Raw genomic sequence first — 854 nt, 5'->3', positions numbered from 1 at the left:
GCGGGGCCGTCGGTTCGAAACAAAGAGAAACCGCGTGCCCGCGCACGAGGGGATGACCTCGTGTTGCGCCGCGTGTCGCCGTGTTGCCCGGCGGGATGACGCTCGCGCGCGGCGGCGCGCAGACTCGCGCCATGTCCCCCCTCATCGACGTCGCCGGGCTCACCGAGGCGCTGACCGGTCTGCGGCCGGTGCGTCTGCTCGACGTGCGGTGGCGATTGGATGCCCCGGAGGGACGTCTGGCGTACATCACCGGTCATCTCCCGGGGGCCGTCTACGTCGACCTCGAGCGCGAGCTGTCGCGGCCGGGCCATCCCGAGGCGGGGCGGCATCCCGTGCCGGCGTTGGCCGACCTCGAGCACTCGGTGCGCCGCTGGGGGATCGACGAGGGCGATCTCGTGATCGCCTACGACGACAACGACGGGGTCGCGGCGGCGCGGGCCTGGTGGCTGCTGCGCCGTCGGGGTGTGGACATCCGGGTTCTCGACGGCGGGCTGCGCGCCTGGATCGCGTCGGGCGGTCTGCTCGACACGCACGACGTCGCGGTGGAGCCGGGCGGCATCTCGCTGCGCGATGAGGATCCGGGCGTCGCGTCGATCGATGAGGCGGCGCTCGCGCCGCTGACCGGGGTGCTGCTCGACGTGCGGGCGCCTCAGCACTACCGCGGGTCGGTGCCCTCCGCCGATCCGGTGTCCGGGCACATCCCGGGCGCCCTCAACCTGCCGACGTCGGTGCACATCTCGCCCGAGGGTGGGGCTGCTTCCGTCGAGGCGAGCGCGGCGCGATTCGCCGACGTCGGAGTGCGCGCCGGCGTGCCGGTCGTCGTGTATTGCAGCTCGGGTATCGCCTCGGCGCAC

At 73.4% G+C, this 854-nt stretch carries 1 protein-coding gene; it reads left to right on the top strand.

Features of this window, described 5'->3' with window-relative positions; all coding sequences use genetic code 11:
* Nucleotides 1-131: 131 nt before the first annotated feature.
* On the top strand, nucleotides 132-854 hold a 723-nt coding region (locus ASG00_RS15175), incomplete at its 3' end, for a sulfurtransferase (protein ID WP_162238330.1).

The organism is Microbacterium sp. Leaf351 (assembly GCF_001423825.1).
GTDB classification, from domain to species: Bacteria; Actinomycetota; Actinomycetes; order Actinomycetales; family Microbacteriaceae; genus Microbacterium; species Microbacterium ginsengisoli.
The sequence above is the reverse complement of the archived record's forward strand: the minus strand, read 5'-3'. Positions and strand labels throughout refer to the sequence as shown.